The sequence below is a fragment of the Zhongshania aquatica genome (assembly GCF_027257955.1).
GTDB lineage: Bacteria > Pseudomonadota > Gammaproteobacteria > Pseudomonadales > Spongiibacteraceae > Spongiibacter > Spongiibacter aquatica.
On the sequence record NZ_JANZNQ010000003.1, the window covers coordinates 258,633 to 280,949 of the forward strand.

Below are 22,317 nucleotides of genomic sequence, written 5' to 3' on the forward strand. Positions count from 1 at the left end.
ACATGCAAATGCAGCGACCACAATTGAATCGTTCACCGCAAAGACAACGAGGCGTTACTACCATCCTTGCCGTCTTAATGATGCTGAGTCTATTTACTTTTCTCGCAGTGGTTACTGATACTGGTCGACTCTATCTTGCAAAAAGATCGCTGCAAAAAGATGCTGATCTAGCCGCAATGGAAACTGCGCTGCGCTATTGCCGAGATCAAAGTCTAGATGTTGAAGCAATGACCTTGGCCGATTTAGATGTACTCTCACCTGCGAGAAATAACTTCAAAGGAAACAATACAAACAGTACAGTTACCATGACGAGAGTGGACAATGCCGTGACGGCATCCATATCATACCGTGTTCCAGCCTCGCTATTCGAACAACTACTTCCTAGCGATGACAATGAAATCAATCTTACCGCAAGTGCTACCGCAAAAGCCTGTGAGCCCTCTGCGAAACTAGGCATAAGTACGAACTTACTAGAAGTCAATTTACTAAATGGCGTACTTGGCGAGCTCCTTGGTACAAATATCGCCCTTACCCTCGCAAGCTGGCAAGGACTAGCAGATGTTGATATTAACTTACTAGACTTTACCAATGCGTTAGCGAGTGTCGGTATTTCAGTTGCTCAAGATGGACTTATCACCGGAACAGCCAGTGTCGCAGATATCTTAGATGTAGCAGCAACCGTACTAAGTAACGCGGGCGGAGACAGTGCTGTCGCCGCATCAATTTTAGAAAACGAAATAGTCGACCAAGTTATCGCATCTCCAAATATTGCGCTTGGGTCAATACTATCTGTAGCAAGTACCGACCCAGACTCTGCACTTGATGTTGGTCTAAACGTCTTAGATTTAGTCAAGGGAGTCATTTACTTAGGTGGAAAAGACAATGAAACCGTTGTCGACGTACCTATAGCCCTCCTCGGACTTGCCGACGTCGTCGTTAAATTACAGATAACAGAAGCACCACAGTTCGCGATAGGCAATCCAGAGCTGGCGAAAGCAGACCCTTACGGTAACAATGCCATCTATGTACAGACTGCGCAAATCAAAACATTTATTTCTTTGGAGTTACCCATTCTAGGCACCTTAGACAGCGTGCTTACTAACCCCTTAATTTCGGACATCACTGATACGGCCAACAGCTTGCTATCGCTAAATCTTATCGACGTTTTAGGAGATATCCTATGCCTCGTAGGTTGTGTGCAAGAGAAAGATAAAGTCGATATCGACTTTCTTTCGACACCGCGAGTAGATATTGCTGTCTATGGTGGCAGAGGAGAAGCCAGAGTCACAGATTATAAGTGTGATGGTGGAAAATCACTTGATGTTGATACAACGACATCCACTCTTAGTGTAGTTTTGGGGCAGTTTGGTGACAACGTAGCAGAAGCTGAAAGTAATGTATTTTCGACAAGCCCACTTGTTCCCGAGCCATTACCTATATTAGATATCGGCAGCGTGCATGTTAAGAAAACCTGTGTTTTGGCTATTTGTAGCTATCAATACAAAAAAGGATCTGGCTGGACTTCCGATATAAATCAAGCTGACAGACAAGCGTATACTGGTGGCGGTATAGGGCTAGCACTTGACACAGAAGTTGTTGGTGACGGGCCAACGGGTCAAACTATATCTGACAATCCTGACGCTACTTGCCTTCCTGGCGTAAAAGATGAACTTAATTTCAACTGTGCAGATTTTGAAGCTACAGACCCGCTCTCAAGTTTAGTAACTACCCTATCCGGTGTGCAACCAGAGTTTTATACGCCATCAAACGGTAATGTGCTAGGCACCGTAACGAGTTTAGTTGGCGCAACAGCGAACACATTAATCTCGACCATAAGCTCATTAATAAGCTCCACCTTGTCGCCAATTCTTGACCCCGTGTTAAATTCTTTACTGAAAACACTGGGTGTATCACTGGCAAATGCAGAAGTCGGCGCCGCACTCACCTGTGAAAATGACAAAGTCAGATTAACAAATTAAGAGCCCCCTCCAACTCCTTTATCTGCAAAAACGGACGCGTCCCTCAACCGGAAGCGTCCCAGCTTGAATAGGATGTCGTCAAACACATAAGCTATAGTCTCGCCATCGTTGCAGGGTAGACGCCCCGAAGACGGAATAGCGAACTGCCCGTTTGTGCATTTTTTGCCGCCCCACCCGCTTTGCCGTCCGTATTTATAACGATTATTATTCTATTTCCTGCATGTTCAAATACACGTATTGTTAACATCAAATTAATGTATCAAACATAATACTCAAGCCAGACTAAATCCCAGAGTACATTTCAAATTGTAATGAGTAGTATCAGGATCAATATTAAAAAAGCCGTGAACTCTGACAGAGTTTTTTTGCTGTGCGTTTCAGTTTACGTCCTAGGTACATATTGCTTTGCGAGTTACCACGGTCTACATGACCGATTTTCTGCCGTAATGTATGTCATTCCTGCCGTACTACAGTTCTTTACAATAGGAATGCTTTTTTACGCATTTTATATTCTGTACGTGATGATAAAAATTCGGCCTCAAAAGCTATTCGCTTATCTTCGGCTAGAATTAAAAAAGTGGTTACTAAACTATCAGTTTGTTCGCGGCAGTGTTAACTATGTGGCGATATGTATCTTTCTATCTGCAATGACATCGTTTAAATCACTTATTCCTGATATAAATTCATTTAGCTGGGATCCCGCACTCGCTAATTTTGATCGTCAATTACACGGTGGTCTCGCGCCTTGGGAAATCATTCAGCCTCTAGTTGGCATGCCGGTCATTAGCCATTTTATCGATATCATTTACGGCGCGTGGTTTGTCGTTATGCTGACTGCCGTTTTTTGGTTTATTTTTATCTCTAAAAATGAACAACTAAGAAGGCAGTTCCTGCTCACCTATATATTATCTTGGGCAATTAATGGAACAGTTCTCGCTGTGTTTTTTTCATCGGTCGGCCCAGCATTTTTCGCTAACGTTTATCCCGAGACCATAAACCCATACCAAGGCTTAATGGCCTACCTAAACAATGCTGATGCGAGCTATCCTTTGGTCGCCCTAGAGGCCCAAAAGATGCTATGGGAATTCTATCAAAGCTCCGCACTGGGAACCGCCGGAGGAATTTCATCAATGCCAAGTATGCATGTATCCATTGCATTCTTGATACTTTTGGCATGCTGGCGCGCACACTATTTTGCGCCAAAGGTATTTGGGAGTATTTTTCTCGCATTAATACTCATTGGCTCAGTTCACCTAGGTTGGCACTATGCTATTGATGGGTACTTATCTATTGTCACAACCCTAATGATTTGGAAGTTAAGTGCATACCTAGTCTCCAATGAAATCACCAAACCAGTGACTTGCGAAGTAATTGAGAGGAAAACAGACCCTGCTTAAAATAAGCATTCGGATTTGGCAAATTGATAAACAATATACTTCATCAAAAAATTGCCATGTGCTAAGTTCATATCATTCCAAGCTGCCTAAATCCGCGGCTAAGCATATGAAAAATTATAATACTCCTAATGGAATTGGACTTAATTTCATACCGACTCATTCTCTTTTCCGTCAAAGGGCTACCAAATAACATGACATTCGATGACTTTCTAACAATCCTCGCTAAGAACGACGGCTCAGACCTATTTTTGAGTACCGGTGCTCCGGCTTGCGCGAAATTTCATGGCAAGTTGAAACCTCTTCAAAAAGAACCTTTTTTGCCTGGCGACATAAAAGCTATTGCCTATTCAATCATGGATAGTGAGCAAGTCATCGAGTTTGAGCAGGAATTAGAAATGAACCTGGCTTACCACATACCGGGTATCGGTCGCTTTCGAGTAAATATATTTAAACAGCGAAACGAAATTTCGATTGTCGCGCGAAACATCGTAACCGAGATTCCGAACGTTGATGCATTGGGTCTCCCCCCAATTCTTAAAGATGTGGTGATGACGAAACGTGGACTGGTGTTATTCGTAGGTGCAACAGGTTCTGGTAAATCAACGTCTCTAGCCGCCTTAATAGATCACCGCAACACCAATAGCAGCGGTCATATTATTACCATTGAAGACCCTATTGAATTCCTCCATCGCCATAAGCGCAGCATCATCAATCAGCGTGAAATTGGGATGGACACCAGAAGCTTTCACCAAGCGCTAAAGAACACATTAAGACAGGCACCAGATGTTATTTTGATCGGTGAGATTCGCGACAGAGAAACCATGGAACACGCCCTTGCCTTTGCTGAAACCGGGCATCTCTGTATATCTACCTTACATGCTAACAACGCAAACCAAGCCCTAGATCGCATCATTAACTTTTTCCCAGAAGAACGTCGCAATCAACTATTACTCGACTTATCACTAAATTTAAAGTGCTTTGTATCCCAGCGTTTGGTACCTACTATGGACGGAAAACGCGCCGCGGCGATCGAGATTTTATTGGGCACACCAACGGTTGCCCAAGCGATACATAAAGGCGAAATCGAAATCATTAAAGAGATCATGGCTAAGTCTGAAAATGTGGGAATGCAGACCTTTGACGCCGCACTGTTCAAACTTTATGAAGAAGGAAAAATCTCGTTTGAGGAGGCGCTCAAAAATGCCGATTCAGCGAACAATCTACGACTGAGAATTAAACTGTATAGCAGTCGTGGCCTGCCTGCAGGTGAAACTGCTGAGGTAGAAAAAGAAGAAAAGACCAGCTCCTTCTCGCTCAGCATTGAATCTGATGACGACGTGGATATGGAGCAATAGTGAATTACCCCGGTGGCTGAACATGCCGCCTTAACATCGCAAATATAAAAAAGGCTGACGGCAAAAATGCACGTCAGCCTTTAATAAAAACCACCCTGAACTAAAACGACTACTCAGCGACTGTCTCTTCAGCAACTTTCTTTGCCGTAGGTTTCGGCAGCAACTGCTCGCGGATGTTACCTTCAATCTCAGCGGCTATTTCAGGATTTTCACCAAGATACTTCGCTGCGTTGGCTTTACCCTGACCGATCTTATCACCCTTGTAGGCGTACCAAGCACCTGACTTATCGACCAAGCCCAATTTAACACCCAGATCGATAACTTCGCCCAAACGATAAATACCGCGGCCATAAAGAATTTGAAACTCAGCTTGTTTGAACGGTGGCGATACTTTGTTTTTCACCACTTTGACGCGTGTTTCATTACCCGTCACCTCTTCACCCTCTTTCACCGCACCAATGCGGCGAATATCTAAGCGAACAGAGGCGTAAAACTTAAGCGCATTACCACCTGAGGTTGTTTCTGGGTTACCAAACATGACACCGATTTTCATACGAATCTGGTTGATGAAGATAACCAAAGTATTGGTTTGTTTAATGCTACCGGTCAGTTTACGGAGGGCTTGTGACATCAAGCGCGCCTGCAAACCAACGTGCGAGTCGCCCATATCGCCTTCAATTTCAGCCTTCGGCACCAGGGCGGCAACTGAGTCAATAACGATGACATCAACTGAGCCAGACCGCACCAGCATGTCAGTAATTTCTAAGGCTTGTTCACCAGTATCAGGCTGAGATACCAGCAAATCATCCAAATTAACCCCAAGCTTCTCTGCATACTGAGGATCAAGTGCGTGTTCCGCATCTACAATCGCTACTGTTTTGCCGGCTTTTTGCGCTTCGGCCATAACTTGTAAACATAGTGTCGTTTTACCTGAGGACTCAGGCCCGAAGATTTCCACAACACGCCCATAGGGCAAGCCACCTATTCCAAGGGCGATATCAAGGCCTAGTGACCCGGTTGACACCGAGGGCATCACTTCACGTGAGCTATCGCCCATTTTCATGATTGAACCCTTACCGAATTGACGCTCAATCTGACCTAGCGCTGATTCCAGTGCCTTCTGTTTGTTAGGATCCATGTGCTCTCTACCCTTTGTGGAATTTGATATTTAACAGTGACGGCGACGGTTATCCCTCAGCCACACAACTGTATATATAATCAGTATTATGAGTGCGCTTGTCAATGCCCGCTTAGGATTTCTTTATAAACCATCAAAGACTGTTAAAACAATATGCAAAATTAGGCCTTTAATGGCTGATAGTAACACTTTGTTTCGTAGCGCAAATGGGAATTGTGCTAGAGTTCGCCACTTAATTTTAATGCTCCAATGTTACAGATCAGGCCCTTTATGATTCCTTGGAAAAAGCTCGGTATCGCGAAAATACCCAATGATGGCGGCGAACTGCAGTTGTCGCAACGCGGTGAGGAGTTTTCGATTCGCCTATCGGGCGTGCGTGGTGAGCTAATGAACAGCCGCGTTTTTAACTCTGAACAAGTATTGGCAGAGTTAGGCTGCGCTACTATTAAAAACAAGCCCGACGCCCATGTATTGGTTGGCGGACTCGGAATGGGTTACACCCTAGCGGCCGCATTGCGATCAGTCACTTCAACGTCGAGGGTTACTGTCGCCGAACTCATCCCTGAAGTGGTCGAGTGGAATAAAGGCCCCTTAGGCCAGTGCGCAGAAAATCCCTTAAGCGATCCACGATCAATCGTCCACATTGGCGACGTGGCCAAGCTGTTTGAAAATAAGCCCAATAGTTACGATGCCATTTTGCTCGATGTCGATAATGGCCCAGAAGGCTTAACCCAAGCCGACAATAACTGGCTATATTCACAACAAGGTTTAGAAGCCATCTCAAACACGCTACGCCCCGAAGGTATGCTGGCAATTTGGTCAGCAGGCGGAGACAGCATGTTCGCGATCCGCCTTAAAAAAGCGCGCTTTAAAGTAGATATAAAGACTGTGCGAGCACGGCCCGGCAAAGGTAGCCACCACACTATTTTCTTAGCACAGAAGCCGTGGCAATCATCGGATATCCGCTAAACCAGACGGGTCTGACGCTGGTATCGCAATAGTGGTTTTTAATGTGATTTGTTATTCTTTTCGATCTTTCTCAGTGCAACGATGAATAGATTCCTGCAAAACACACACAACAACGATCACAGCAAATTTAAGCGAACAAACAATAGGCATATCGCAGCACTATGACCAATGACGTGAACACCAATAGCTCAGCGGAAGTGAGCCACACTCCGATGATGCAACAGTATTTAAAGATTAAGGCTGAACACCCCAACGAAATCGTCTTTTATCGTATGGGTGATTTCTATGAGTTGTTCTTCGATGACGCCAAGCGCGCCTCCGAATTGCTCGATATTACCTTAACAGCACGGGGAAAATCTGGCGGCAACCCTATTCCAATGTGTGGCGTCCCCTACCACGCCGTCGAAGGGTATCTTGCCAAGCTAGTAAAAGGTGGCTGGTCCGTAGCGATCTGCGAACAAATTGGCGACCCGGCGACCAGCAAAGGCCCCGTTGAGCGCGCCGTTGCACGCATTGTCACCCCGGGAACCATCAGCGACGAAGCGCTGCTAGACGAGCGCAAAGACGCTCTACTACTTGCCGCATGCGGCCAAGGACAAAACTTTGGTATCGCCGTATTAGATATGAGTAGCGGTCGATTTCATGTCTTAGAGGTCCTTGGACAAGCCGCATTCGTAGGAGAATTGCAACGACTGCGCCCCGCTGAATTATTAATATCTGAAGATCTGGCAATCGATGAAATGCCCAAAATGCCCGGCCTGCGGCGCTTACCACCGTGGGAGTTCGATTTCGACGCCGCAAACCGCGCTCTTTGCCAACACTTCGGCGTGCAAGACCTCGCGGGGTTTGGTTGCGAAACATTAAGCCTAGGCATCGGTGCAGCGGGCTGTCTGCTGCAATATGTGAAAGATACCCAACGCACTGCACTGCCCCATATTCGTCAACTTAAACATGAATCACGCGATGATGCCGTCGCTATGGATGCGGCCACACGTCGAAACTTAGAACTCGACCTAAACTTGGGAGGCGGCGCAGAAAACACCCTAGCATCGGTATTTGATCGCTGCCAAACCGCCATGGGAAGCCGTCTACTGCGTCGCTGGTTACACCGCCCACTGCGCAACCAAACTGTTCTCAACGCCCGCCAAAGCGGGGTTGTCGGTCTGATAGAAAACTATCAATTTGAATCTGTACGAGACACCCTAAAACAAATTGGTGACTTAGAACGGATTCTCTCTCGGGTAGCCCTGCGCTCGGCTCGCCCCCGCGATCTGTCGCGCTTACAGCGCGCACTAGCGACATTGCCACTGCTACAAAGCCAGCTAAAGCCGTTAGACATTCCCTATTTACTTAGTCTTAGTCACGAAATCAGTGAGTTCCCCTCGCTCGATGATTTACTTGCCCGTGCTGTCGCAGAAAATCCACCGATGGTAATCAGAGACGGCGGCGTGATTGCCGAGGGCTACGACAGCGAACTAGACGAACTGCGCAGTCTCAGTAGCGACGCCGGTGAATTTTTATTGGCCATGGAACGTCGTGAAAAGGAAAAAACCGGACTCAGCACACTAAAAGTCGGCTATAACCGCGTGCATGGCTATTATATTGAGATAAGTAAACTGCAGGCAGCACAGGCGCCAGTTGAATATATTCGCAGGCAAACCCTTAAAAATGCCGAGCGCTTTATCACCCCTGAGTTAAAAACCTTTGAAGACAAAGCGCTCAGCAGTAAAAGTCGCGCCTTGGCGAGGGAGAAATACCTGTATGAAATGCTACTCGACGCCCTTAATGAGGAACTCAGTGCATTACAAATCTCTGCCCAAGCCCTTTGCGAATTAGATGTTGTTGCCAACTTAGCCGAGCGCGCAATTCAATTAGACCTTTGCCAGCCCGAGTTTTGTGATCAGCCCTCACTTGATATCGAGCAAGGCCGACATCCGGTAGTCGAAAGTGTGCTGGATGAGCCCTTTATTGCCAACGATCTGACACTGGGTGAAAACCGTCGCACACTGATAATTACCGGCCCCAATATGGGTGGTAAATCGACCTATATGAGACAAACAGCACTTATCGTGCTGTTGGCACACATCGGAAGTTTTGTACCCGCAAAATCAGTAAAACTCAGCTTGGTTGACCAAATTTTCACCCGTATCGGCTCATCAGATGATCTTGCTGGCGGCCGCTCTACCTTCATGGTGGAAATGACCGAAACAGCCAATATTTTGCATAACGCCACCAGTAAAAGCCTGATTCTTATGGACGAGATCGGACGAGGCACCAGCACCTTTGATGGCTTGTCATTAGCTTGGGCCTGCGCCATAGATCTCGCAGACCGTGTGCAGGGCTTTACACTGTTTGCTACACACTATTTTGAACTGACCGTACTGCCAGAAAGCTACCCAAAAGCAGCCAATGTTCACCTCGGTGTTACCGAACATAACGACCATATTGTCTTTCTTCATAGAGTGGAAGAAGGACCTGCTAACCGGAGCTATGGTTTGCAGGTGGCAAAACTTGCGGGAATTCCGCCAAAAGTGGTTAGCGCCGCCAAAATAAAATTACAGCAATTAGAAAACCAAGCGATCGGCCACGGCCAGCTAAATACCGCCGGACCACAGACTGATCTGTTTGCGCTTCCCGCTGAGGAACACCCCGTCGTAGAAGCGCTAGAGGCTATCGACCCGGACAATCTTAGTCCTCGGCAGGCACACGAATTACTGTATGCCTTAAAGGCTAAACTGAGATAGATCGACAATAAACACCTCTAACGAGTAAAAACGATTAGGCACAGCTAAATTATTGTTAAGACTAAGGCTATACCGATTTTTTTCACTGGTGTTACAATACGCCGCTCTAAGAAATACCACCCAAGTCAGGATAAAAAGGGGCTGACCAGAAATGACTTTTGTTGTAGGCGAAGATTGCATCAAGTGCAAACACACAGATTGTGTCGAGGTTTGTCCGGTAGACTGTTTTTACGAGGGTCCAAACTTCCTCGTTATCCATCCCGACGAGTGCATTGATTGCGCATTATGTGAGCCAGAATGTCCGGTAAACGCGATCTTCTCGGAAGACGAGCTGCCAGATGACCAGCAAGTATTCCTTGAGTTGAATGCGGAGCTCGCTGAAGTTTGGCCAAACATCACAGAAATGAAAGAAGGCCCTGCTGATGCCGAAGAATGGGCAGGCAAGCCTAACAAACTGCAGTATCTGGAGCGTTAATACGCTATGTAGCGTATTCCATAAGGTACAGATCTAAAAAAGCCCGCAGATGCGGGCTTTTTTAGATCTGTACATCAACGACGTCCGTCGTTAATTGAAGTCCTCCGCAAAAAGGGACGCGGCATTCAAGCCATTGGCCTCAAATAACACACGCATACTTTTTAAAGCTTCAACCTGGATTTGACGCACACGCTCGCGGGTTAAACCAATTTCTCGGCCAACCTCCTCCAAGGTGGATGACTCATGACCGCGCAAACCAAATCGCCGAACGACGACCTCACGCTGCTTCACGCTGAGTTCGTCTAACCATACATCAATACTGCTTGTTAAATCCTGACCCTGAAGAATATCGCTAGGGTTGATAGATTGAGTGTCAGCGATCGTATCCAGTAAGACCTGATCAGAATCATGGGTCAAAGGCACATCAACGGAACCTACCCGATCCTTAAGACCGCACAGGCGTTTCGCCTCAGATACCGGACGATCAAGCGCCTCAGCCATCTCTTCCGGCGAGGGCATATGATCTAACTTTTGAGTTAGCTCCCGTTCCGCACGTAAATAACTATTTAGCTCTTTTACCACGTGAATGGGTAAACGGATGGTGCGGGTCTGATTCATTATCGCCCGTTCTATGGTTTGTCTAATCCACCACGTTGCATAGGTTGAAAAACGAAACCCGCGCTCAGGATCAAATTTTTCTACCGCACGAATTAAGCCGAGATTACCCTCTTCGACTAAATCTAATAGGCTTAATCCTCGGTTTAAATAACGTCGTGAAATTTTTACAACTAAGCGCAGATTACTTTCAATCATGCGTTTTCGACCGGCCTCATCACCTTTTCTGGCGAGACGTGCAAAGTGCACCTCTTCTTCGGCGGTTAACAGGGGAGAAAATCCAATTTCGCTAAGATACATCTGAGTCGCGTCAAGGTCCGTGCTCTGCCGGTGAGATCGCGTTTTACTCGGTTTAGGTGCTGATTTTTGCTTGGCTTCCGCGTTGAATGAATCGTTTTCTTGGTCGTCATCACTATCATTTAAAATTTCAATTAAACCAGAACGATAGTTGTTACTTTCTTCAAATACCCGCATCGTCGAATCCTTATTTTGATATTATTGCTCGACTTGGGTGAAACTTAAAACAGTTTCCTTATCAAAACGGCGTTCAGCGCCTAGGAAGCAGCTTTAAAGGATCAACCGGTTTTCCGTCTACACGAACTTCAAAATGTACCTTTGGCGAATCTGTTCCGCTGTCGCCTAACTCTGCGATAACGGCACCCGCCTTCACACTATCTCCTTCTTTGACTAACAAACGTCGATTATGCCCGTAGGCACTTAAATAGCGTTCAGAGTGTTTAAGAATAAGTAGATTGCCATAACCCACTAAACCGCTTCCTGAATACACTACCACGCCAGCCCTTGATGCCCTTACAGGCTCGCCCATTTTACCTTTAATATCAATACCTTTATGCGCTTGCCCTGTCGCAACAAACGAACGAACCAAAGGGCCTTTTACCGGCCAAATCCATCCCGCCCCTGAATCTAATACTAGCGAAGACGATTTTATGGGCGATTTCGTTACCGGCGCCTGTACTGCTACGGCAGGCTTATTCGATGCCCTATTGGGCATACTCGAAGTAGACTTAGAAGGCGTTTTTTTAGATTTTGTTGCAGGTTTAGCTCCGGAAACGATAGCACGCGTACTTTCTTGCAACATCAGTGCTTGGCCAGGGTATATGGTATAGGGCGCAGCCAAATTGTTAGCAGTCGCTAACCCTTTAACATTGAAGCCATAACGCCATGCAATAGAAAATAACGTATCGCCAGCACTGACAACGTAATAAGGGGGGGGACGTTCAGAAGGATTATAACGATCAGAAACAGGCGCATAACTGCCATTGGAAGTACAGGCCGCAAGGCTCAAAACAAAAACTAATATGCTGAAAAACATCTTCAGCACCGTCATCATGTCAGCGTCCCAATAAGCACAAAAATAAACCTTTTTTGCTAAAGAAGTAACACTCTACCCAATTCCGTTGGCTTCATACTACGCTAATAATCTGAAGTCTCTCGCTATTCTGATTACTATATGAACTTTCAGTGCCGCATATTAGAAAAAAATATTCTTAAAAACTCAGTTGGTTTTTGCTAATCGCTCTATTAACAGCACTAAAAACACGCCCGCAATAGCAATCATTAGCGACACCATGAGCTGCGGATCAGCTAAATTCGCATAATCCCATGGCATTACATTTTGCCAACCCGGCGCTAAAGACTCAGCTAACAATTGCCCGTCGGCGCCCAACTTCCAAGGCCAAATAATCGTCAAAGACCCGATTAAAATACCTGTTAAGGTCGCCAATAATTGCGGCCTATGATGATGCATCAACCAAGAAAGTAAACGCACAAACAACATTAATCCCACGGCGCAACCAGCTACAAAACTCAGTAAGGAAATTAGCTCAAGCTGTTTCACCGCATTAATCACAGGCTCGTACATGCCGAGTAACAGCAGAATAAAACTACCGGATATACCCGGCAAAATCATGGCGCATATTGCTAATGCTCCAGATAAAAATAGTGTTAACGGCGTAGCGGTAATCTCGGCGGGACGCAACTCGCCAATCAATACTGCAAAACCAAGACCCAATATAAGCCAGCCGACGTGTTTGATGCCCTGAGGAATTTGTTGATAAACGATAATAGCAGACGCCAATATCAAACCAAAAAACAAGGCTGCCAAGGGCAACGGGTGTTCGTGCAAGCCATAAGAAATTAAACGCGCCAATGACACGACGCTAACAACGATTCCCAGCATTAAACTTAACAGGAAATAGCCATTAATCAGCTGCAAAAAAGCCATTGGGCCAGACTTAAACAGTACTTGAAGCGCCTGCAAGTTACAGGACTTAAGACTTTCGATGAGTTCGTCGTATATGCCGGTAATAAATGCCACCGTGCCACCGGAGACACCAGGAACAACATCTGCCGCGCCCATAGCCATCCCGCGAACAAACACCCCTAGCGAAAATCCTTTCATCAATATTCCTTAACACCCGACGGGGTTTTAAAATTGTTTATGCAACTACAACGCCGGCGACCATGGGCACAAATAACACCGGCTCGATCAGCTGTTCTTCAATGCCTTCTTCGGTCTTATCAAAAACATACAAAGACTGTTGCTTACCCACCGGACCAACGGGAATCACAAGACGTCCGCCAACCGCGAGTTGTTCTAACAATTCTGGGGGCACCACCTCCGGTGCGGCGGCAGAGAGAATAGCATCAAAAGGGCCGCGATCTTTCCAGCCCATGCCACCATCTGCATGGCGCAAATGCACATTATGTAGACCCAGTTGACGAAGCCGTTGGCGTGCTTTTTCTTGCAACGGGCGAATGCGTTCAACACTGAACACACGCTCAACCATCTGAGCTAGAATCGCCGTTTGATAACCAGACCCGGTTCCCACTTCTAGCACGCGACTTCGCGGACCATTGGCTAATAACAACTCGGTCATACGAGCAACAATATAAGGCTGCGACAGAGTTTGCTGGAAGCCAATTGGCAGCGAGCTATCTTCGTACGCACGGTGTGACAAAGCTTCGTCGAGGAAAATATGACGAGGCGTTCCCCTGATCACATTAAGCACGGCTTTGTCGGTGATGCCCTGTTCCGTCAAACGCTCGATCAATCGATCTCTGGTTCGCTGGGATGTCATCCCAATACCTTGCAAATTTAAAATTGTCACCGTGTCTTCTCAGTAAACATCGGGGCCAAGAAAGCCCCTAGTAGTTGATCAATTCTCGCACAAGCGCGGTAGCGAAACAGCCCCTAGGCAAGGAAAATGCCAGAGATAAGGCCCCATCATCGGCAAATTGCCACTTTACATCCTGTGGAATAACACGGAGTGCGCGTCGCTCCATAGCCAAATTGTTCTTCATTAATCCTGTGCACATATCAGAAAAGTCAGAATATACCCGCTCTTCTAACAACGCCGTATCACCAGCGGCGGCCAGCTTGCCAACCTTTCCAAATAGTGGACCACTGGGGTGAATATCACCATCACGCAAACGGGCGGTAATCTCAGTGTCGATATCCGCCAAAAACACACTGCCACTATCACGTAGCGAAAACACATCGCCCACCAAACCGCTAGCCCAAGTGCCTGCAGTGACACGTTCAGCCAAAACAGTATTAAAAATAAGCGAACGGGCCGCCGACAAATACATGCTTCGCTCAAAGCGAGCGGGATTTATTTCGCCCGCAAACCATTGGCGACACGCATCTATATTACCGCCATCATGGCCGAAGCGTTGTTCTCCAAAATAATTGGGAATGCCCGTGGCAATGATTGGCAGGCGAGTTTCCACGTCCGCGACATCTCCCTTTAAATCAGACAATCGCAGAATAAAGCGATTATAGCGATGGCTTCCCAAACGCAGCTTCTGACGGTGCCGCCCCTGACGCAGGATCCGCCAAGTTTCATTTTCTGGCACACGCCATTCAGGCTTATTTTTACCGGGAAGATGCACACAAAACCATTGCCGCGTGACCGCATGTCGGTCTTTCTGCCCCGAGTAGGTCACCGCTCGGGGTTGAACACCAGCGATGCGTGCTAATTTTCGCGCTAGATATTCAGTGTTGTCACCGATCTTTTCGATCCACAACCAATCAAATTCACCATCGTCGCTAAATTCGACATCAAAAACTTCTTCAACAACAAAATCCTCTGGCTGCGCTTTTAATACACCGGATGCCAACGGTGCGCCTTGTGCCCTTGGCCAATCAGTTAACATCGGCTCGCTCCAATAGTACAACAGCGTCGACCGCTATTCCCTCACTGCGCCCTACAAAACCCAGCTTTTCTGTCGTGGTGGCCTTCACGCTTATTTGCGATTCAGAAACACCAATGGCGTTGGCTATGGATTCACGCATCGCAAGAATAAACGGCGCCAATTTGGGTTGCTGCGCAGCAATGGTTAAATCTGCATTACCTAAACGAAAACCCTGAGCCAGTATTAACTTATAACAATGTTGTAAAAGTATTTTGCTATCTGCCCCTGCATACTGCGGATCAGTGTCTGGGAAATGTTTGCCGATGTCGCCCAATGCCAAAGCGCCAAGCATGGCATCGCAAAGCGCATGTAGCGCAACGTCGCCATCTGAGTGCGCAATCAAACGCCACTGACAAGGAATACGTACACCACACAACGTAATACCCTCGCCCTTATCAAGGCGATGTACGTCGTAACCATGGCCGATACGGATCGCACTCACTGTTGATCTCCACTAAGAAACACCGCTGCAATCGCAAGATCATCTGGGTAGGTTATTTTGATATTGCGATGACTGCCTTCGACAAGTAAGGGACGATGGCCACAATGCTCCATCGCAGAGGCTTCGTCAGTCACCGCTAATTGACGCTCGCGGCAGTGCATAAGCGCATCGCGCAACTCTCCAAAACGAAACAACTGCGGCGTAAATGCTCGCCACAACGTATTGCGATCTACAGTTGCGGAAATTTCGCCCACTTCATTGCCACGCTTAACCGTATCAACCATCGGCGCGGCTAGAATTGCCCCCGTCGTATGTGCACAACCCAGCGTTATCAGACGTTGAATATCGTTCGTAGAAACGCAGGGACGCGCGGCATCGTGAACTAAGACCCAATCCGATTCAGCAGCGTCACTCAAAGCCGCAAGCGCGCGCTCAACCGAGTCAGAGCGCTCACGCCCGCCCAATACAGCTAAAACACGGGGATCACTTGCACAGGCTAAAGTAGAAAAAATCTTGTCATCTTCATGCAGGGCAACGGCAATTGCCTTAATATCAGTGCAGGCCAACAAGGCCAGTACACTATGCTCAATTACCGATTTATCTAGGAGAGTAAGGTACTGCTTTGCTAAGCGTCCACCGAAACGCGAGCCGGTTCCTGCCGCAGGCATGACCGCCCATATGCGTGGATTATCTGCCACGTTGATTCTGCCTGTTATGATTCAAGCTATTATTCTGCTTCCCAATATTTCTATTCATCGACGATAAGATAAAAAGTCTCACCGGATTTTATTAGCCCCATATCATTTCGGGCGCGCTCTTCGATACTGTCTAAATCATGTTTTAAACTGCGAACCTCACCATATAAACGTTCATTGCGCAGCTGCAAATCATTGTTGTGATCTTTCTGAACGGCAATATCACGACGCAGGCTGGCAATCTGTTCCCAGCTTCCGGTTCCAGTCCACAGCCGTAATTGCAACATGCCCAAAATAACAAGCAATATTAGAAGCAGGCGCCGACGGGTCATTGCACACCCAGTGTGGTGATATTGTTGTTCATACTAATTCCAGAACTAAATCCTAGAAACCATTTAAAAACACCTAAAACAAAGAAGGCGGCCGCAGCCGCCCTTTTATATTACGCTCGGAATTCATCCCGACCGCGATAGGCTGCCCCAAGCTCTGCTTCAATACGCAGCAGACGGTTATACTTAGCAACGCGATCAGAGCGGCACAAAGATCCAGTTTTAATCTGACCGGCGGATGTTGCCACGGCTAAATCTGCAATTGTAGTATCTTCAGTTTCACCGGAACGATGTGAAATAACTGCTGTATAGCCGGCATCCTTCGCCATTTTAATCGCGTCCAATGTTTCTGTCAGCGAACCAATCTGATTGAATTTAATCAGGATTGAGTTGGCAATATTGTTATCGATACCACGTTTAAGAATTTTTGTGTTGGTAACAAACAAATCGTCGCCAACCAATTGCACCCGGTCGCCTATACGACGGGTCAAGGTTGCCCAGCCGTCCCAATCGCTTTCGTCCATGCCATCTTCGATAGAGATTATGGGGTACTTCTGGCTCAGCTCATCCAAGTATGCGGCGAATCCTTCAGCATCAAATACTTTGCCTTCGCCACTCAAATTGTATTTTCCATCTTTATAAAACTCAGATGACGCGCAATCTAATGCCAAGGTAATATCTTTACCAAGTTCATATCCGGCATTAGCAACGGCTTCGGCTATGGCTTCGAGCGCCGCTTCATTCGACGGTAAGTTGGGTGCAAAACCGCCTTCATCACCAACTGCAGTATTCAAACCACGAGCAACTAATACTTTTTTCAACGAGTGAAAAATTTCAGCGCCTTGACGAAGCGCTTCTGCGAAAGTCTCCGCGCCAACAGGCTGAATCATGAATTCTTGGATATCGACATTGTTGTCAGCGTGCTCACCACCATTAATGATGTTCATCATCGGGACCGGCATGGTGTACTGACCTTCAGTACCATTAATTTGTGCAATACGCTGATAAAGAGGAATACCCTTCTCAATCGCAACTGCTTTAGCGGCTGCAAGCGATACCGCCAAAATAGCATTAGCACCAAGCACCGATTTGCTCTCAGTGCCGTCAGCTTCGATCATCGCATTGTCAATGGCACGCTGATCTTCAGCATCCATTCCCATCAACAAATCACGGATAGTCGTATTTATATTGGCAACCGCTTTCAACACGCCTTTACCCAAATAACGCGACTTATCACCGTCACGTAATTCTAAGGCTTCACGCGAACCTGTCGATGCGCCGGACGGAGCGCAGGCACTGCCGATTGCACCAGATGCCAACACCACATCCGCCTCAACCGTGGGGTTTCCCCGCGAATCCAATACCTCGAACGCCTTAATATCGACAATCTCTGCCATGCTCACTTTCTCCGTTTTAAGTCAAAAAATAATTTATTTAATATCTAACACCGGCAGAGACTTCACTGTCTCATCCACGGCTTTCATATGTTCTAAAAATGGCGCTAATGCCGACAAGGGCAATGCGCTGGGTCCGTCGCATTTAGCGCGATCCGGATCGGGATGCGCTTCAAGGAAAAGTCCCGCAATACCAAGCGCCACACCTGCACGACCCAACTCAACCACCTGATTGCGACGACCACCAGAAGCGGCGCCCATGGGATCTCTACACTGCAGGGCGTGGGTAACATCAAATATAATTGGCGCGCCGCCACTGGCTTCGCGCATCACCCGAAAGCCCAGCATATCGACGACTAAATTATCGTAACCAAAATTACTACCGCGTTCGCACAGCATGATTTTTTCATTGCCACACTCAGCAAATTTCTCAACGATGTTTTTCATCTGACCGGGGCTGAGAAACTGCGGTTTTTTAATATTAATAACCGCGTCTGTCGCCGCCATAGCGGCCACTAAATCGGTTTGACGCGCCAAAAAAGCGGGCAGCTGAATGACATCGCAGACTTCAGATACAGGGCCAGCTTGATGAACTTCGTGAACGTCAGTAATAACTGGTACGTTGAAGGTTTGTTTAATTTCCTGAAAAATTTTCAGCCCTTCTTCCATACCCGGACCGCGATACGAATGCACTGATGAACGGTTAGCTTTGTCGAAGGATGCTTTAAAAACATAGGGGATGCCCATCTTTGCACACACTTCGACATAGTGCTCCGCAACCTGCATAGCAAGATCGCGGGATTCAAGCACATTCATGCCGCCAAACAATACAAAGGGCTTGTCGTTTGCCACATCGATACCGGCAACATTGACCACTTTATCTTTCATTGACCTACTCCTTTCACTCGCTTGCTAAGCAAGGTTTACTCGCTATGCGCGATAGCCGCGTTAACAAACCCAGTAAACAAAGGATGTCCGTCTCGGGGCGTCGAGGTAAATTCCGGATGGAACTGACAGGCGATAAACCACGGATGATCTTCAATCTCGACCACTTCAACTAGACTCTTATCTGCAGACCAACCGCCGACTTTTAAACCAGCCGCTTGTAAACGTTCGACATAGGTATTATTCACTTCGTAACGATGGCGATGGCGCTCGGTAATCGTCTCACTGCCATACACGCCAGCAACCGCAGAACCCTCGACCAAGTGACAAAGCTGAGCACCTAAACGCATGGTGCCACCTAAATCATCGTCGTGGGCACGTTGTTCAACGTCACCGTCCGGTGTTACCCATTCAGTAATCAAACCCACTACCGGATTTTTACCATTGTCATTAAATTCGCTGCTGTTAGCGTCGCCCAAACCTAATACATTGCGGGCGAATTCGATAACGGCAACCTGCATGCCCAAACAAATTCCTAAATAGGGAATTTTATTCTCGCGAGCAAATTGAACGGTGCGAATTTTCCCTTCCACGCCACGACTACCAAAGCCACCGGGAACGAGAATACCGTCAACGCCGTTTAAAATATCAACGCCGTCTTTTTCAATTACTTCAGAATCAATATAGCGAACTTGCACCTTGGTGCGACTGTGAATACCGGCATGCTTTAAGGCTTCATTTAAAGACTTATAAGCGTCCAGTAATTCCATATATTTACCAACCATAGCGATAGTTACGGTTTGATCTTGATGAAGATCGCCCTCGATAACCCTATCCCACTCGGTCAGGTCCGCTGGCGGGCAATCAAGTCCAAAGCGCTCTACAACCAACTCATCCAATCCTTCCGCTGCGAGCAGCGACGGAATGCGATAAATCGAATCTACATCACGCAATGGAATAACGGCGCGGGATTCCACGTTGGTGAACAACGCAATTTTGTGACGGCTACTTTGATCAATTTCGTGATCTGAGCGGCACAGTAAAATATCAGGTTGCAAGCCAATAGAACGAAGCTCTTTAACGGAATGCTGGGTTGGCTTGGTTTTGGTTTCGCCAGCAGTCGCAATATAAGGCACCAAAGTAAGGTGCATTAACATTGCACGCTTAGCGCCTAACTCAACCTTAAGCTGACGGGCCGCCTCAAAGAATGGCAGACCTTCAATGTCACCCACCGTACCGCCGATTTCAACAATGGCGATGTCCGCATCACCAGCACCCGCCAACACGCGGCGTTTAATTTCATCGGTAATATGTGGAATAACTTGGACTGTGCCACCGAGATAATCGCCGCGACGCTCTTTACGCAGCACGGTTTCATACACACGACCCGCGGTAAAATTATTGCCTTTGGCCATTTTGGCACGGACAAAACGCTCGTAATGTCCCAAATCTAGGTCAGTTTCTGCACCGTCTTCGGTAACAAACACCTCACCGTGCTGAAATGGGCTCATAGTGCCGGGATCCACATTTATATAGGGATCCAGCTTGAGCATCGTAACTTTGAGACCACGCGCCTCAAGAATGGCCCCTAAAGATGCTGACGCAATGCCCTTACCCAAGGACGAAACAACACCGCCGGTGACGAATATAAAACGCGCCATGTAATGCCTTTTTAGATAGTACGAAGAGATATAAGGGCCAGAAAAAGCATAGCTTATTCGCCCCCACGAGATGGGACGTCAGTCTAACAGGAAGGCCATAACGAAACAATGAAATTAGGCCTCTGTAGGCCGCCAAGTCTCTGATATAATGCGCGTCCAATTGCTTGCACATCAAGGCCTTAGTACTATGCAACCCATGCTGAATATCGCATTGCGCGCCGCCCGTAAAGCCGGTGACCTTATCGCGCGCGCCTCTGAACAAATCGACCGAGTTCAAATTGAAACCAAGGGCGAAAACGATTTCGTCACTGAAATTGATCGTAAGGCCGAACAGGAGATTATCTATCATCTGAAAAAAGCCTACCCAGATCATGGCTTTTTAGGTGAAGAATCAGGCCAAACAGGCAATGCTGACAGCCCCTATCAGTGGGTAATTGACCCCATTGACGGCACCACCAATTTTGTACGTGGCATTCCACATTTCGCAATTTCTATCGCCTGTTTACATCAGGGACAAATTGAGCACGCAGTGATTCTGGACCCCATTCGCCGCGAAGAATTTACCGCAAGCCGTGGTCGCGGTGCACAGGTGAATGGTCGACGGGTGCGTGTCACCATGAATGGCAGCTTGGAAGGCGCGTTGATTGGTACGGGTATCCCGTTTAAAGCGCGTAGCGAAGAGCACATCCCAGCATATATGCGCAGCTTAGAAGCCGTTGCCGGAGAGACTGCCGGTATTCGCCGCGCTGGCGCGGCCTCGTTGGATCTAGCCTACGTTGCAGCCGGACGCCTTGACGGCTTTTGGGAGATTGGCCTAAACAAATGGGACATTGCGGCAGGTATATTGCTTGTTCGTGAAGCGGGCGGCTTAGTCAGTGACTTCAATGGTGGCGGCACTTACTACGAAACCGGCAATATTGTGGCAGCAAACCCCAAGTGCCTAAAAGGCATTTTGCAAGCAATTCGTCCGCATCTAGAAAATATCCGCTAGACCGCAGTTGCCGACATAAGTCTCGGGCACAAAGTTCAGACATAAAAAAAACCGCGGCCTGCCGCGGTTTTTTTATGTCTACACAAATTGCCCAAATATCAGGGCAAATCGTCTATTTGTGCGCCCTCTTTCTCTACCACTATCAGATCATCCTGGCTAATATTCATTGTCATCAGCAAGCTGGCAACAATATAGATCGATGAGTAGGTACCCACGCCAATACCAATGAGCAAGGCCAAGGCAAAGCTGTGAATCATTTCGCCGCCGACAAAGGCCAAGGCCAACAATACCAGCAAGGTCGTTCCAGAGGTTACCAAGGTACGATCTAGAGTTTCAGTCAGCGAAATATTAATAATCTCACCAGCGTCGTGCTTACGTAGTTTGCGAAGATTCTCACGAATCCGGTCAGCGACGACGATTGAGTCATTCAATGAATAACCAATAACCGCAAGGATCGCCGCTAGCACGGTCAAATCGAAGTCCCAGCCCACCAAAGCAAAAACACCCAGTGTAATGAGAACATCATGCCCCAACGCCGCCACCGCGCCGATAGAGAATTTGACCTGAAAACGCATTGCAACGTAAATCAGCACCACGACTAACGCCAATAAAACCGCTAGTCCGCCCTGCTCACGCAGCTCTTCCCCAACCTGAGGGCCAACGAACTCAATACGACGTAGCTCAATATCGCCGTCAGTCCCCGATTGTAGAACCGAAAGCACCTCATCACCTAAGGTCGGGCTCATACTCTGGGGAATTCTTACCAGTACATCGGTATCCGAACCAAAGTTAACCACGATGGCACTCTCAAAACCGGATGCACTGAGTTCATCACGCACTTGCTGAAGCGGCACAGACTCTTCGTAAATTACTTCAATTAATGTACCACCGGTGAAGTCGAGACCAAAGTTCAACCCTTTCACCGCCAAAACACCAACCGATGCAATCATCACCATGATCGAGATCGCCATCGCAATGCGACGGCCACCCATAAAATTAATCACTTTTTTTGTATCAGACATACGTTTCT

The 22,317-nt window shown here is 47.3% G+C and carries 20 protein-coding genes; 7 read left to right on the plus strand and 13 right to left on the minus strand.

Annotation, left to right across the window (positions count from 1 at the left end; genetic code table 11):
• The first annotated feature begins 2 nt into the window (after positions 1–2).
• The 3 genes from O9X78_RS04580 (at position 3) to O9X78_RS04590 (ending at position 4,731) form a co-directional block, all read left to right on the plus strand.
• The gene (locus O9X78_RS04580) at positions 3–1,979 is read left to right on the plus strand and encodes a pilus assembly protein TadG-related protein (RefSeq protein ID WP_269618432.1); all 1,977 of its coding nucleotides are present in this window, start codon (positions 3–5) and stop codon (positions 1,977–1,979) included.
• A gap of 521 nt (positions 1,980–2,500) precedes the next feature.
• Positions 2,501–3,376, plus strand: coding sequence for a phosphatase PAP2 family protein (locus tag O9X78_RS04585; RefSeq protein WP_269618433.1), 876 nt, complete (start codon positions 2,501–2,503; stop codon positions 3,374–3,376).
• A 191-nt stretch (positions 3,377–3,567) separates the two neighbouring features.
• Positions 3,568–4,731 (plus strand): PilT/PilU family type 4a pilus ATPase, encoded by a 1,164-nt coding sequence (locus O9X78_RS04590; protein WP_269618434.1) that lies wholly within the window; start codon positions 3,568–3,570, stop codon positions 4,729–4,731.
• Between the two features lie 109 nt (positions 4,732–4,840).
• On the opposite strand, the gene recA is transcribed toward O9X78_RS04590, so the two are convergent.
• On the minus strand, positions 4,841–5,869 hold the full coding sequence (recA, locus tag O9X78_RS04595) for a recombinase RecA (protein ID WP_269618435.1): 1,029 nt from the start codon (positions 5,867–5,869) through the stop codon (positions 4,841–4,843).
• A gap of 270 nt (positions 5,870–6,139) precedes the next feature.
• Here recA and O9X78_RS04600 point away from each other — a divergent pair, with 270 nt between their 5' ends.
• From O9X78_RS04600 to fdxA, 3 genes are all read left to right on the plus strand, one after another.
• Positions 6,140–6,838, plus strand: a complete 699-nt coding sequence (locus O9X78_RS04600; protein WP_269618436.1) for a spermine/spermidine synthase domain-containing protein — start codon at positions 6,140–6,142, stop codon at positions 6,836–6,838.
• Between the two features lie 161 nt (positions 6,839–6,999).
• Complete coding sequence (mutS, locus tag O9X78_RS04605) at positions 7,000–9,582, plus strand: DNA mismatch repair protein MutS (protein WP_269618437.1); 2,583 nt, start codon at positions 7,000–7,002, stop codon at positions 9,580–9,582.
• Between the two features lie 151 nt (positions 9,583–9,733).
• The gene (gene fdxA / locus O9X78_RS04610) at positions 9,734–10,057 is read left to right on the plus strand and encodes a ferredoxin FdxA (RefSeq protein WP_269618438.1); all 324 of its coding nucleotides are present in this window, start codon (positions 9,734–9,736) and stop codon (positions 10,055–10,057) included.
• 90 nt (positions 10,058–10,147) lie between these two features.
• Here fdxA and rpoS read toward each other — a convergent pair whose 3' ends face one another.
• The 11 genes from rpoS to pyrG all read right to left on the minus strand — a co-directional run bounded on the left by rpoS (position 10,148) and on the right by pyrG (position 20,296).
• The gene (gene rpoS / locus O9X78_RS04615; RefSeq protein ID WP_269618439.1) at positions 10,148–11,146 is read right to left on the minus strand and encodes an RNA polymerase sigma factor RpoS; all 999 of its coding nucleotides are present in this window, start codon (positions 11,144–11,146) and stop codon (positions 10,148–10,150) included.
• 73 nt (positions 11,147–11,219) lie between these two features.
• Positions 11,220–12,023 (minus strand): peptidoglycan DD-metalloendopeptidase family protein, encoded by an 804-nt coding sequence (locus tag O9X78_RS04620; protein ID WP_269618440.1) that lies wholly within the window; start codon positions 12,021–12,023, stop codon positions 11,220–11,222.
• Positions 12,024–12,188: 165 nt separating this feature from the next.
• Positions 12,189–13,094, minus strand: a complete 906-nt coding sequence (locus O9X78_RS04625) for a DUF368 domain-containing protein (protein ID WP_269618441.1) — start codon at positions 13,092–13,094, stop codon at positions 12,189–12,191.
• Positions 13,095–13,131: 37 nt separating this feature from the next.
• Positions 13,132–13,773, minus strand: coding sequence for a protein-L-isoaspartate(D-aspartate) O-methyltransferase (locus tag O9X78_RS04630; RefSeq protein ID WP_269618442.1), 642 nt, complete (start codon positions 13,771–13,773; stop codon positions 13,132–13,134).
• Between the two features lie 67 nt (positions 13,774–13,840).
• Positions 13,841–14,851: a tRNA pseudouridine(13) synthase TruD gene (gene truD / locus O9X78_RS04635; protein ID WP_269618443.1), complete on the minus strand. Its 1,011-nt coding sequence runs from the start codon at positions 14,849–14,851 to the stop codon at positions 13,841–13,843.
• Entirely contained in the window at positions 14,841–15,323 is a 483-nt protein-coding gene (ispF, locus tag O9X78_RS04640; protein ID WP_269618467.1) for a 2-C-methyl-D-erythritol 2,4-cyclodiphosphate synthase, read from the minus strand. Before ispF ends, truD begins: the two co-directional genes overlap by 11 nt.
• Before the next feature lie 5 nt (positions 15,324–15,328).
• Positions 15,329–16,030: a 2-C-methyl-D-erythritol 4-phosphate cytidylyltransferase gene (ispD, locus tag O9X78_RS04645; RefSeq protein ID WP_269618444.1), complete on the minus strand. Its 702-nt coding sequence runs from the start codon at positions 16,028–16,030 to the stop codon at positions 15,329–15,331.
• A 50-nt stretch (positions 16,031–16,080) separates the two neighbouring features.
• Positions 16,081–16,359, minus strand: coding sequence for a cell division protein FtsB (ftsB, locus tag O9X78_RS04650; RefSeq protein WP_269618445.1), 279 nt, complete (start codon positions 16,357–16,359; stop codon positions 16,081–16,083).
• A 110-nt stretch (positions 16,360–16,469) separates the two neighbouring features.
• The gene (eno, locus tag O9X78_RS04655; protein ID WP_269618446.1) at positions 16,470–17,753 is read right to left on the minus strand and encodes a phosphopyruvate hydratase; all 1,284 of its coding nucleotides are present in this window, start codon (positions 17,751–17,753) and stop codon (positions 16,470–16,472) included.
• A gap of 33 nt (positions 17,754–17,786) precedes the next feature.
• Positions 17,787–18,638, minus strand: a complete 852-nt coding sequence (gene kdsA, locus O9X78_RS04660; protein WP_269618447.1) for a 3-deoxy-8-phosphooctulonate synthase — start codon at positions 18,636–18,638, stop codon at positions 17,787–17,789.
• A gap of 35 nt (positions 18,639–18,673) precedes the next feature.
• Positions 18,674–20,296, minus strand: a complete 1,623-nt coding sequence (pyrG, locus tag O9X78_RS04665) for a CTP synthase (RefSeq protein WP_269618448.1) — start codon at positions 20,294–20,296, stop codon at positions 18,674–18,676.
• Positions 20,297–20,483: 187 nt separating this feature from the next.
• On the opposite strand from pyrG, the gene O9X78_RS04670 reads away from it, so the two are divergent.
• Positions 20,484–21,287 carry an inositol monophosphatase family protein gene (locus O9X78_RS04670; protein ID WP_269618449.1) on the plus strand — a complete coding sequence of 268 codons (804 nt, stop codon included), beginning with the start codon at positions 20,484–20,486 and terminating at the stop codon, positions 21,285–21,287.
• Between the two features lie 98 nt (positions 21,288–21,385).
• Here the strand turns inward: O9X78_RS04670 and secF are convergent, their stop codons facing one another.
• Positions 21,386–22,309: a protein translocase subunit SecF gene (gene secF, locus O9X78_RS04675; RefSeq protein ID WP_269618450.1), complete on the minus strand. Its 924-nt coding sequence runs from the start codon at positions 22,307–22,309 to the stop codon at positions 21,386–21,388.
• Between the last annotated feature and the right edge of the window lie 8 nt (positions 22,310–22,317).